The sequence below is a fragment of the Isoptericola sp. S6320L genome (assembly GCF_023015685.1).
Taxonomy (GTDB): domain Bacteria; phylum Actinomycetota; class Actinomycetes; order Actinomycetales; family Cellulomonadaceae; genus Isoptericola; species Isoptericola halotolerans_A.
In genome coordinates this window covers 17,055-28,581 of record NZ_JALKAT010000042.1, presented here as the reverse complement: position 1 = coordinate 28,581, position 11,527 = coordinate 17,055, and the positions used below count along the sequence as shown (strand labels likewise).

Annotated in this window: 12 protein-coding genes; 8 read left to right on the top strand and 4 right to left on the bottom strand. The window is 72.0% G+C overall.

Going from position 1 to position 11,527, the window contains the following annotated elements:
- Positions 1–48 precede the first annotated feature (48 nt).
- Positions 49–1,050: a LacI family DNA-binding transcriptional regulator gene (locus tag MWU57_RS16530; RefSeq protein WP_246910731.1), complete on the bottom strand. Its 1,002-nt coding sequence runs from the start codon at positions 1,048–1,050 to the stop codon at positions 49–51.
- Positions 1,051–1,178: 128 nt separating this feature from the next.
- Between MWU57_RS16530 and MWU57_RS16525 the strand changes: the two genes are divergently transcribed.
- Genes MWU57_RS16525 through MWU57_RS16515 form a run of 3 tightly spaced genes read left to right on the top strand, consistent with a single transcriptional unit; the run spans position 1,179 to position 4,390 of the window.
- Positions 1,179–2,498: an ABC transporter substrate-binding protein gene (locus tag MWU57_RS16525; protein WP_246910729.1), complete on the top strand. Its 1,320-nt coding sequence runs from the start codon at positions 1,179–1,181 to the stop codon at positions 2,496–2,498.
- A 6-nt stretch (positions 2,499–2,504) separates the two neighbouring features.
- Complete coding sequence (locus MWU57_RS16520) at positions 2,505–3,518, top strand: carbohydrate ABC transporter permease (RefSeq protein WP_246910727.1); 1,014 nt, start codon at positions 2,505–2,507, stop codon at positions 3,516–3,518.
- Positions 3,515–4,390 carry a carbohydrate ABC transporter permease gene (locus MWU57_RS16515; protein WP_246910725.1) on the top strand — a complete coding sequence of 292 codons (876 nt, stop codon included), beginning with the start codon at positions 3,515–3,517 and terminating at the stop codon, positions 4,388–4,390. Before MWU57_RS16520 ends, MWU57_RS16515 begins: the two co-directional genes overlap by 4 nt.
- Here MWU57_RS16515 and MWU57_RS16510 read toward each other — a convergent pair.
- Positions 4,380–6,026, bottom strand: a complete 1,647-nt coding sequence (locus tag MWU57_RS16510) for a beta-xylosidase (RefSeq protein ID WP_246910722.1) — start codon at positions 6,024–6,026, stop codon at positions 4,380–4,382. The genes MWU57_RS16515 and MWU57_RS16510 overlap by 11 nt on opposite strands.
- Positions 6,027–6,225: 199 nt before the next feature.
- Here MWU57_RS16510 and MWU57_RS16505 point away from each other — a divergent pair, with 199 nt between their 5' ends.
- Together MWU57_RS16505 and MWU57_RS16500 are read left to right on the top strand one after the other, a co-directional pair.
- Complete coding sequence (locus MWU57_RS16505; RefSeq protein ID WP_246910720.1) at positions 6,226–6,441, top strand: DUF2945 domain-containing protein; 216 nt, start codon at positions 6,226–6,228, stop codon at positions 6,439–6,441.
- Positions 6,438–6,746 (top strand): DUF3140 domain-containing protein, encoded by a 309-nt coding sequence (locus tag MWU57_RS16500; RefSeq protein WP_246910718.1) that lies wholly within the window; start codon positions 6,438–6,440, stop codon positions 6,744–6,746. Before MWU57_RS16505 ends, MWU57_RS16500 begins: the two co-directional genes overlap by 4 nt.
- Positions 6,747–6,750: 4 nt before the next feature.
- Here the strand turns inward: MWU57_RS16500 and MWU57_RS16495 are convergent, their stop codons facing one another.
- On the bottom strand, positions 6,751–7,965 hold the full coding sequence (locus tag MWU57_RS16495; protein ID WP_246910716.1) for a N(5)-(carboxyethyl)ornithine synthase: 1,215 nt from the start codon (positions 7,963–7,965) through the stop codon (positions 6,751–6,753).
- 167 nt (positions 7,966–8,132) lie between these two features.
- Between MWU57_RS16495 and MWU57_RS16490 the strand changes: the two genes are divergently transcribed.
- Both MWU57_RS16490 and MWU57_RS16485 read left to right on the top strand, forming a co-directional pair.
- Complete coding sequence (locus MWU57_RS16490; RefSeq protein WP_246910714.1) at positions 8,133–9,305, top strand: MarP family serine protease; 1,173 nt, start codon at positions 8,133–8,135, stop codon at positions 9,303–9,305.
- A 163-nt stretch (positions 9,306–9,468) separates the two neighbouring features.
- Positions 9,469–9,969 (top strand): YfbM family protein, encoded by a 501-nt coding sequence (locus MWU57_RS16485; protein WP_246910712.1) that lies wholly within the window; start codon positions 9,469–9,471, stop codon positions 9,967–9,969.
- 6 nt (positions 9,970–9,975) lie between these two features.
- Here MWU57_RS16485 and MWU57_RS16480 read toward each other — a convergent pair whose 3' ends face one another.
- A complete protein-coding gene (locus MWU57_RS16480) occupies positions 9,976–10,389 on the bottom strand; it encodes a VOC family protein (protein WP_246910711.1) in 414 nt (137 codons plus the stop codon).
- 101 nt (positions 10,390–10,490) lie between these two features.
- Here MWU57_RS16480 and MWU57_RS16475 point away from each other — a divergent pair, with 101 nt between their 5' ends.
- The gene (locus tag MWU57_RS16475) at positions 10,491–11,456 is read left to right on the top strand and encodes a YafY family protein (protein WP_246910708.1); all 966 of its coding nucleotides are present in this window, start codon (positions 10,491–10,493) and stop codon (positions 11,454–11,456) included.
- Positions 11,457–11,527 lie beyond the last annotated feature (71 nt).

The window sequence follows — 11,527 nt, the reverse complement described above, 5'->3', positions numbered from 1 at the left end:
GGTGGAGGCGGCGTGTCGTGCACCCACAGCGGGTCTCAGGCGGTGCCGTCACTTTGGACGGCGCGTGCTTCCGCGTTCCACCAGAGCGACGTCGCTGACGACGTGCTCCGGCGCGGCACCCCGGTCCTCGAGCTGCCGTCGCAGGAGGCGCAGCGCGTGGGCCACCATCGCGTCGTGCCCCGGGTCGACGCTCGTCAGGCCGGGCGAGACGTGGTCCGAGATCCGCAGGTTGTCGAACCCGACGACCTGGACGTCGTCGGGCACGACGCGGCCGGCGTCGCGCAGTCCGGCCATGGCGCCGATGGCGATCTCGTCGGTGACGCCGAGGATTCCGTCGACGGCGAGCCCGCCCGCGAGCCGCTCCACGATCGCGGCACGTGCCTCCGCGATCGAGAACGACTCCAGGGGGATCACCAGCTCGGGGTCCGGCGCTAGCCCGGCCGCGTCCAGCGCGTCGGCCCAGCCCTGCGCCCTCGACGACGCCATGTCGTGGTGCGGCGTCTCGAGCCGGCCCCCGAGCACGGCCACGCGCCGTGCTCCGCGGGCCACGAGGTGCTCCGTCGCGAGCCGTGCCCCGGCCACGTTGCCCATCTTGATGTTGTGGTACCGATCGGGCACCTCCTGCTCGCCGAGCAGCACGATCGGGACGTCGGTGCGGATGCGGTCGAGGTCCGCGAAGTCGAGGCCCACCGCGCTCAGCAGGACGCCGTCATACTGCTGGAGCCGCGCGAGCGAGAGGGCGGAGAGCTCCCGCTCGCGGGTGGCGCCAGACTGCTCGACGACGAGGTGCAGGCCCTCGGGGGCGAGAGCGTCGGAGACCCGGGCGGCCAGCTCGCTGTAGTACTGGTGGTCGAACCGGGGCACGATGAGCCCGACGGTGCCCGTGCGCCCGGTGCGGAGTCGTCGCGCGGTCAGGTTGATCTCGTAGCCGAGCTCGTCGACGACCTCGAGCACGCGGATCCGCGTCTCGGCCCCGACGTTGGGGCGCCCGTTGAGGACGTTTGAGACCGTCATCACGGAGACCCCGGCGGCCCGGGCCACGTCGCTCATCTGGGTCGTCCGCTTCTTTCCCACGACGGGTCACTCTGCCAGGTCGGTGCGGGCGCGCACATCTTGTCCCCGTGAGCGGCAGGGTTTAACGTTACACCTCGCCAGACAACCAAGGGAGATTGTCAACGATGACCACCACCAACCGCCGCAAGGCCGCCAGCACCGCAGCCGGCGTCCTCGCGGGCGTGCTCGCCCTGTCCGCCTGCTCCGGAAGCCCCGAACCCGGGGGTACCGAGGTCGCCGAGGGAGAGCCGTACACGCTCACGGTGTGGACCAACTACACGACCGGCCCCGGCAAGGCGTGGTTCGACGACGTGGCCGCCCAGTACGAGGCCACGCACGAGAACATCACCGTCGAGGCCCAGCACATCCAGAACGAGGAGGTCGACGGCAAGCTGCAGACGGCGCTGAACTCCGGCGACGCTCCCGACGTGTTCATGCAGCGTGGCGGCGGCAAGATGAAGGACATGGCCGCCGCGGGCCAGCTCGCCGATCTCACCGGCACCGCCGTCGACGCCCCCGAGCTGCGCGAGCAGCTCGGCGACGCCGCGTACGAGGCGCTCACGATCGACGGCCAGCTCCTCGCCGGCCCCCAGCTCATCCAGCCCGGCGGCATCTGGTACAGCCAGGACCTGTTCGCGGAGGCGGGCATCACCGAGACTCCCGAGACGATGGACGACCTGTACGCCGCCGTCGACCAGCTCAAGGCAGCGGGCATCACGCCGATCGCCCTCGGCGGCAAGGACGCGTGGCCCGCGGCGCACTGGTTCTACTTCTTCGCGCTGCGCGAGTGCTCGCAGGAGACACTGACCGCCACGAACGAGACGCTGGACTTCTCGGACGAGTGCTACCTCGAGGCCAGCCAGGACCTCGCGGACCTCGCGGCGGTCGAGCCGTTCAACGAGGGGTTCCTGTCCACCTCCGCCCAGCAGGGCGCCAGCAGCTCCGCCGGCCTCCTCGCCAACCACCAGGCCGCGATGGAGCTCATGGGCGCCTGGCAGCCCGGCGTGGTCACCTCGCTCACGCCCGACGAGGAGCCGCTGCCGGACCTCGGCTGGTTCCCGTTCCCGCAGCTGCCCGACGGCGGCGGCGACCCCGGTGCGTTCATGGGCGGCGGCGGTGGCTACTCGTGCTCCGCGACCGCCCCGAAGGACCTCTGCGCGGACTTCATCGCCCTGATGAACTCCCCGGAGAACCAGGAGACGTTCTACGAGGCGTTCGGCACCATCCCGCTCAACAAGGAGGCGAAGGACGCCGTCACCGAGCCGTACAACATCCAGATGATGGAGGCGCTGGACAGCGCCACCTACGTCTCCGACTGGCTCGACACCAACTACGGGCAGAACGTCGGGACGGCGCTCAACCAGGCCGTCGTCGAGCTCCTGGCGGGCAACACCGACGCCGCGGGCCTCGTGCAGGCGATCACGGACGCGGCGGCCAAGGGCTGACCCGGCATGAACCACGCTCCGACCGCCGTCGTCGACGTGCCCCCGGAGCCCCGGCCGGCCGGTGAGGGTGCCACCCGTGCGCCCTCACCGGCCGCTCGGCCACGGAGGACCCGGCGCCTCCCGTGGGGCAAGTGGGCGGAGATCGCCCTGCTCGCCGGCCCCGGCATCGTCGTCTTCGTCGCCTTCGTGATCTTCCCCGTCGTCATGGCGGCCTACTACGGGTTCTTCCGCTGGAAGGGCTACGGTCCGCCGACGGACTTCGTCGGTCTCCAGAACTACCGGCTCATCCTCACCGACCCCGTCTTCCAGGACGCCCTGGCGCACAACGGTCTCATCCTCGTCATGTCGCTCGTGCTGCAGGGCCCGGCGGCGATCGGCATCGCGCTGCTGCTGAACAAGCGGATGCGTGGCCGGGCGCTCATCCGGGTTCTGATCTTCGTCCCGTACGTGCTCTCGGAGGTCATCGTCGGCATCGGGTGGGGGCTCATGCTGCACACCACGGGCGCGATCAACGACCTGCTGACGCGCGCCGGGCTGGAGGGGCTGACCCGTGACTGGCTGGCCGACCCGGACGTGGCGATCTGGTCCCTCATGGCCGTCCTGGTCTGGAAGTACATCGGGTTCGCCGTGATCCTCATGCTCGCGGGGCTGCAGAGCATCCCCGAGGAGCTGCACGACGCCGCCGCGATCGACGGCGCCTCCTACTGGAAGGCGCAGCGCTACATCACGTTGCCGCTGCTCGGACCCACGATCCGGATCTGGGCGTTCCTGTCGATCATCGGGTCGTTGCAGCTCTTCGACCTCGTGTACGTGATGTGGGGGCAGTACGTGGCCGCGACCGCGGGCACCTCGACGATGGCGACGTACATGGTCGTCAACGGCCGGATCTCCGGCAGCTACGGGTACGGCAACGCCGTCGCCGTGGTCATCTTCCTGATCTCTCTGACCATCGCGCTGGTCTACCAGCGCTTCGTCCTGCGCCGCGACACCGCGGGCGCGCTGACCGGAGGTGCCTCGTGACGACCACGACGACGCGGCAGGCGACGCCGCAGAAGCTCAGGACGTCGCACGCGAGCGGGGGATGGGGCAGCCCGACGGCGTACCTCGTCGCGTTCGGGCTGGTCGGGGTGTGCCTCGCCCCCGTGCTCTACATCGTGCTCGGCGGCTTCCGGACGAACTCGCAGATCATCCGGTCGGCGGCCGGGCTGCCGGACCCGTGGCAGATCGACAACTACCTCGGCGTGCTCACCGGCGGGATCTTCTGGCAGCAGATGGCCAACTCGCTCGTCGCGGGCGTCGGGACGACCGTCGGTGTCGTGGTCCTCGGGCTGGGGGCGAGCTACGTCATCGCGCGCTACCCGTTCAAGGCCAAGGAGGCGATGTACTCGCTGTTCGCCGCCGGGCTGATGTTCCCCATGACGGTGGCGATCACGCCGCTGTACATCCTGGTGCGGAACCTGGGCCTGACGAACACGCTCGCCGGCATCATCCTGCCGCAGATCGCGTTCGCGCTGCCCGTCACGGTGATCATCCTCGTGCCGTTCCTGCGGGCGATCCCCCGGGACATCGAGGAGGCGGCGTCCATCGACGGCGCGAGCCGGCTCGGGTTCTTCGCCCGCATGGTCGTGCCCCTCTCGATGCCCGGGGTCGTGACCGTCGGCATCCTCGCGTTCGTCGCGAGCTGGAACAGCTACATGCTGCCGCTGTTCCTCCTGAGCGACGACGCTCTCTACACGCTGCCGCTCGGCGTCCAGGCGTTCGCGTCGCAGTACTCGACGGACACGGCACGGGTGCTCGCCTTCGTGTCCCTGTCCGCCATCCCGGCGCTGGTCTTCTTCTCGCTGTTCCAGCGGCGGATCGTGGGCGGCCTGACCGGAGCGGTCAAGGGCTGACCTGGCGGGCGGGCGCGACGGAGGCGACCGCCCAGGCGGGAAGCTCCAGGTCGATCTCGAGCACGCCGTCGTCGCCGACGACCAGGGTGCTGCGGCGCAGGTCGTCGGCGGCGGTGCGCAGCTCGGCGGTCTGCTCGCGCGAGAGGTTCAGCGGTGACCCCATCCGGTACCAGGCCTCGGCGACGTTGCCGTGCTCCCAGTCGAGGATCTCGACGGTGAGCTCGGTGCCGGGGGTGAGCCCGTCGACGGTGTGGCGGACCCTCCGCGACGGGCCCAGGTCGGCCAGGGTGCGTGTCTGGGCGTACGAGTCCCGCGACGCCAGCCCGGCGTCACCGTGGTCCGCGGGGTAGTTGAAGAAGATCGCGGAGATCTCGCCCGTCGCCGAGGAGCGGGTGATCGCGCCGTCGGGCAGCTCCTGGAGCATCCGGTCGCCCAGGCGGGCGAGCATGGCCATCGCGTGGAAGGTGGGCTTGTGCAGGCCCTGCTCGTTGACGAGGCCGAAGCCGCCGTGGAACGGCCCGATACCGGCGCCGCCCTCCTCGAAGATGTCGGTGAAGGTCCAGTAGGCGATGGACTGCGCCAAGGGAGCGCCCTGGAGGAACGCCCGGACGATGTACGGCGCCGCGAACAGCGTGTCGTGGATCGCGTCGCGGCTGGACGGGGAGGTGGACCACTCGGTGATGTGCAGCTCGGCGTCGGGGTACGGGCTGTCGGCGACGATCTCGCGCAGCAGCCGCAGGTCGCGGGAGGTGGCGTCGACCTGGCGCGAGATCGCCCTGCCGCGCCCGGTGGAGTCGGCGGCGTAGTCGGTGGGGTACAGGTGCGTCGAGAGGAAGTCGACGGGAACCTCGCGCCGCGCGCACCACGCGACGAACTCGCGGATCCACACCGGCTGCCAGTCGAGGGCGCCAGGGTCCGGGGCCTCGGCGGTCGCGACCTCGAGCGACGGCGCGTGGTACTCGCCGGCGTAGCGCGCGTCGGGGACGAACACGCTCGTCGAGGGTCCGCCCACCATCAGCCGGCTGTCGATCTCCTTGATCGCGGTGGCCGTGGCCTCGTAGAGCTCGAAGTACTGGGTGCGCGTGCCGGTCCAGAAGTGGGGGACCAGGTTGGGCTCGTTCCACACCTCGAACCGCCACCGGCGCACCTCCTCGAGGCCGTAGCGGTCGATCCAGTGCCGCACGGTCGTGCTCACGAGCTCCACCCACCGGTCCATGTCGTTCGGCGGGCTGCAGTGGGCGCCCCACCAGAAGACCGTCTCGGTCTCCGTGGCCAGCTCGCGCGGCATGAAGCCGAGCTCCACGAACGGGCGCGCCCCGGCGTCGAGGATCGCGTCGAACACCTTGTCGACGTAGGCGAAGGTGAACACCGGTTCCGGCAGCTGCTTCGGAGGGCCGAAGCCGCCACCGTTGCTGGTGCGGTAGACGAACATGTCGTCGTGGAACAGTCCGTGGAAGCGCACCTGGCGCACCCCCAGGACGTCGACGGCCTCGCGGAAGTGGGCCTGCCAGTCGGCACGCAGCGCCTCGTTCGCGCGGCCCGCGCCGACGCACTCGTTCCAGACGTGCCGCAGCGGGACGTCCGTCGTGGGCCGGCCGTCGACGAGGATCCCGGACGAGGGCGTGCTGAGAGACATGGAGCTCCTTCGGTCGGCAGGGCGGGCGGCACGTGCACCACAGGGTGCGCAGCGACCGCGAGTTTAACGTTACATCGGACGGCGACGGCTACGGCGAGGGCGAGCAAGCAGCCCCGGGCCCGCCGCCCACCGTGCGGTGCCGGTCCGGCGGCACGGCCTGCGCCGTGCGAGGTGCCGACAGGTGTCTCACGGTGGGTCCATGAGCGAGAAGAAGTTCCGCCAGGGCGACGACGTCACCTGGTCCAGCCACGGGCAGACGGTGCACGGCGAGGTGGTCGAGGAGATCACCGAGGACACCGAGGCGGCGGGCCGCACGGTCCGGGCGTCGAAGGACGATCCGCAGTACCGCGTGCGCAGCGACAAGAGCGGCAAGGACGCGGTGCACAAGCCGTCGGCGCTGGAGGAGGAGTCGTGAGCGACGAGTTCGACGAGGCGGTGAACATGACGGCGGCCGAGCTGGAGCGGTGGCTGGGCACCGACGAGTCGAGGTCGGTGGGGCAGCCGGACGGCGGGGAGTCGGTCGGCCACGAGTCCGGCCGGCGGATCGTGACGCTGCTGCGCACGAAGAAGGGCGACCTGACCGAGGACGACGAGGCGCACAGGCACAAGGTGGTCGGGTACGTCCATCGGCACCTCGCCCAGCGGCCGGACGGGGACGTGGAGCACACGAGGTGGCGCTACTCCCTCATGAACTGGGGCCACGACCCGCTCAAGGACTGAGTCGTCAGATCCGGGCGTCGCCCGGGACGCCGTGGGTGGCGATGCGGGCGTGCGGATAGCCCGGCTCGCGCCCTTGGAAGCTCAGGATGCTCGGGTTCTTGATCGTCCCGTCGTGGATCTCGATCGCTCGCGAGACGGTCAGGCTCCTCGCCCACGACGCCGGCCCTTCCAGCACCGTGCGCAGGAACGGCAGCAGTGCCTCGCTGATCTCCCACGTGGCCGAGTTCCACAGGTACGACGGGGTGTGGTCGACGGCGTAGTAGCTCACCCCGCGGCCGACGGTGAACATCGGCTCGTCGAACGTGGTGGGCCGGGCGAACTCGAACCCCATGCCCTCGTCGCACGAGACGTCGACGATCAGGCTCCCCGCGGCGAAGCCCTCCAGGTCCTGCGTCCGCAGGTAGGTCAGCGGGGCGGAGACGTCCTGGAGCGTGCAGTTCACCACGATGTCGTGCGCGGCGAGGAACTCCGGGAGCGTGACGTCGCCGTCGGCGGTCGGGACCGTGGAGAGGTAGGCGGCGCCGTCGTCGGTGTGGAGCTGCGTGATGTGCGCGCTGTGGATCGGCGAGCCGACCGCCGCGACGCCACGTTGGGTGAGCACCTGGATGTCGTGGATCCCGTGCGCCTTGAGCGCGGTGACGGCGCCTCGTGCCGTCGCGCCGAAGCCGATGACGACGGCGCTGAGCCTCGGCCCGTAGTCGCCGGTCGAGCCGGTCAGCGTCAGGGCGTGCAGGACGGAGCAGTAGCCGGCGAGCTCGTTGTTCTGGTGGAACACGTGCAGGCTGAACTCGCCCTGGGACGTCCAGTGGTTCATCGCCTCGAAGGCGATCAGCGTCAGCCGACGGTCGATCGCCGACTGCGTCATCCCGGCGTCCTGCACGCAGTGCGGCCAGCCCCACAGCACGCGACCCCCGGGGATCGCGGCCACGTCCGCCGCCTGCGGCTTGGGGAGCAGCAGCACGTCGGCGGACTCGATCACCTCGGAGCGGTCCGCGACCCGCCCCACCCGCGACTCGACGTAGCCCGGCTCCAGCCGGAAGTCGGCGGCGTAGCCTCGCTCGACGATCATCCGCGCGCGCAGGTCCGGGCCGATCCGGTCCAGGTGGTGCGGGTGGATCGGCAGCCGCCGCTCGTTCTCCATCGACGAGGCGGCGAGCAGCCCGAGGCTCAGCAGCGAGCCGGCGGGGGCGGCGACGGACGGGTCAGTGGTGCCGGACATCCGGTCTCCCATGATCGGGGAACCCAGGTCAGCTCCTGTCCGGAGTCTACGCCGGGCTCGGAGACCAACCGGGCCGGCGGGGCGCAGGCCCGGCACCCAGGGAGTCCCCAGGCGGACCACGTATCCTCAGCGGTCCTCGCCACCCAGCCCGCCCGCGGAGGCCGCCCGTGACCCTGCTCGACCTCGTGCTCGTCGTCGTCCTGATCTTCGCCCTGGTGGCGGGCCTGGGCCGCGGGCTGCTGGCCACGCTCGGCGGTCTCGTCGGGCTCGTCGTCGGGGGAGTGGCAGCGTTCTTCGTCGTCCCGCTGGTCGTCGACGCGCTGCCCGAGCCCCAGTGGCGCGGGCCGGCCACGGTGATCCTCGCCGTCGTGCTCCCGCTGCTGGGGGCGTCGATCGGGTCGAGCGTGGGTCACGGGCTGCGGCGACAGGTCGACCGCACGCCGCTGCGGCCGCTCGACCGGCTGCTCGGCGGGGCCGCGAGCCTCGTGGTGGCGGCGCTCGCGCTGTCGTTCGTCGGCACCGCCGTCAAGGCGACCGGCATGCCGGTCGTCGCCTCCGCCGTGTCCTCCTCGACGGTGCTGCGCACCATCGAGAACCTCACTCCGGCACCCGTGAGCCGCACGCTCGCCACGGCCCGCGCTGCGGTGATCGACGACGGCATCCCGCAGCTCGACGGCCTGCTCGACCCGCGCCGCACGACGGCGGCGCCGACGGTCGACCTGGACGACCCGGCGCTCGAGGCCTCGGCGCAGTCGGTGGCACGCATCTGGGGCACGGCCTACGCCTGCGGCACGGGCATCACCGGGTCCGGGTTCGTCAGCTCGCCGGAACGGGTCGTGACGAACGCGCACGTCGTCGCCGGCGTGGAGCGGCCGCTCGTCGAGCTGCCGGGCCGACCCGCCGAGGAGGGCCGCGTCGTCTACTTCGACCCGCAGGCCGACCTCGCCGTCGTCGCCGTGGACGGGCTGGACGGCGACCCGCTGCCTGTCGCGCCGTCGCTCGCTCCGGGTGACCTCGCGGCCGTCCAGGGCTACCCGCACGGCGGTCCCTTCACGTCGGTGGGAGCCGAGGTGCTCGACGCCGGCACGGCCCGGATCCCGCAGTCCGGAGGCATGGGTGGCGGCGAGCGCGACATCTACGTGCTGGCTGCGTCGGTGTACCCCGGCAGCTCCGGCGGACCGGTGCTGTCCACGGACGGTGACGTCGTCGGTGTCATCTTCGGTCGTTCCGAGAGCGGCGAGGCCATGGCGTACGGCGTGACCACCACCGAGCTGATGCCGGTCGTCGCGCAGGCACCCGACCTGGACGCCCCGGTCACGCCCGGCACGTGCGCCGCCTGACGTAGCGCCGGCGGCCCCCTGTTGGCTACGTGCGACCTGGGCCCGGATCGGCGCGCGAAACTTGTCGTATCTCACAGTCTTGGTCGACGGTTTGGGCGGTGAGGGCGGTTCCGCACCTTTTGCCCGGCCTGCGGGAACGCCGCGACCGCTACGGTCGCGGGCCATGGGGATTCACTGCGAGTACGCGCGGCTCGCGGCCGCCGACCTTGACCGAGCCCGATCCGACGCGGCCTGGGCCGCCGAGCACCTCGACACGCTCGCCGAGGAGTGGGTCGAGCTCGACCTGGAGCCGGAGCGTGCCCGGTACTTCAGCGTGGGCCGGGCGTGGGGGCCGCTGCACGCCTTGCTCCGCGAGCGCGAGCCGGCCGTCGACGTCGTCCACGGCGGCACACCGCTCGGCCTCGACGGCGGGCTCGGCCCCGTGCGGTCGCTCGCGCCCGACGAGGTGCGGCGGGCCGCCGACTTCCTGAGCTCGACGCCCTTCGCGAGGCTCGCCGACGGCTACGACATGACGCAGCTCTGCGACAGCGAGGGCTGCCCGGACCCCGCCGAGCACCTGGCCGAGGAGCGCCCGCAGGTGCTCGGAGAGCGCTACGACGAGCTGCGGCGGTTCTGCACCGCCGCGGCCGAGGCGGGCGACGGCGTCCTGCTCATGCTCAACTGAAGGGCCTCACCCACGCCGCGAGGTGAGCACCTCGAGGTAGTGCGCGTTCTCCATCACGCCGAGCAGGTTGCCGAACGGGTCGACGACGATCGCCGTGACGAACCCGGGACCGCGCTCGGTCGGCTCGTCGTGCCCGACCGCGCCCAGGGCGAGCAGCCGCGCGTACGCCGCCTCGACGTCGTCGACCGCCCAGTACGCCACGGCGCCGGCCGGCTCCTCGGTGCGCGCGACGGGTGCGAACCGGCGGTCGAGGATGCCGAGCTCGTGCTGGTAGTCGCCGATCCGGAACTCGGTGTAGGCGAGCGTGCCGTCGGCGTCGCGTCCGAAGTACGCCTCGGTGCCGAGCACCTCGGCGTACCAGTCGCGGGCCGCGGCGACGTCGTCGGCGAAGTACGTGGTGGTGGTGAGTCCGCGCAGCATGGGAGTCCTCCAGGGTCGGGCGGCGCCCGGTGACGCCGTCGAGACCATGCTGGTCGCCAAAGTGCTCACCTCCTGACCACTTTTCGTGGGACTCTCGACAGGTGCGTGCCGACCGACTCATCCAGGTGCTCCTGCACCTGCAGTCGAGGCCACGGGTGACCGCGGCCGAGCTCGCCGCCGCGCTCGAGGTGTCGGTGGCCACGGCGCGCCGCGACCTGGAGGCGTTGTCCGCCGCCGGCGTACCCGTGTACCCGCAGCGCGGTCGGGGCGGTGGGTGGTCGTTGCTCGGCGGTGCCCGGACCGACCTCAGCGGCCTCACCGCACCGGAGGCTCGTGCCCTCTTCCTCCTCGCCGGCCCCGCGACGGCCGCGGACGGCGAGGCGAGCAGCGCGCTGCGCAAGCTCGTCCGCGCGCTGCCCACGCCGTTCCGGGCAGAGGCGGAGGCCGCGGCCGTCGCCACCGTCGTCGACGACCAGCGCTGGGGTGCTGCCGCTCGGCAGCGGGCGCCGCACCTCGACGCCCTGCGGGAGGCCGTCGTCCGGCGGCGACGCGTCCGGCTGCGGTACACCGGCGCCACCGGGCGGACGTCGGACCGCGTGGTCGACGCGTGGGGCGTCGTGGACAAGGACGGCACCTGGTACCTCGTCGCCGGGACGGAGCGCGGGCCGCGCACCTACCGGGTCGACCGCATCGCCGAGGCGGAGGTCACCGGCGAGCCCGCCGAGGTCCCGGCCGACCTTGACCTCGCCGCGGTGTGGGCACAGGTCGTCGAGGAGGTCGAGGCGCTGCGCTCGACGGTCTGGGCCACGGTCCGGGTACCGGAGCGACACGTCGGGGTCCTGCGCGCCCAGTTCGGGCGGCACGTCGAGGTCGAGGTCGTGGCGGGCGACGGTATGGCCGACGACGGCGTGGCCCGCGTCCGCGTCGGCGCGCCGACGCCGCTCGACGTCGCTCGCCACCTCGCGGGCTGGGGCGACGGGATCGTGGTGGAGGGGCCGCCGGAGGTTCGCGCCGAGCTCGCCCGGATCGGTGCCGAGCTCGTGTCGCGGTACGTCGGGACCCGGTGACGACCCGCGCGACCTCGCGCCGGTGCGGTCGCCCGGTGCTAACGTGAAAGTACCGGGGGGACCGTCCGGCG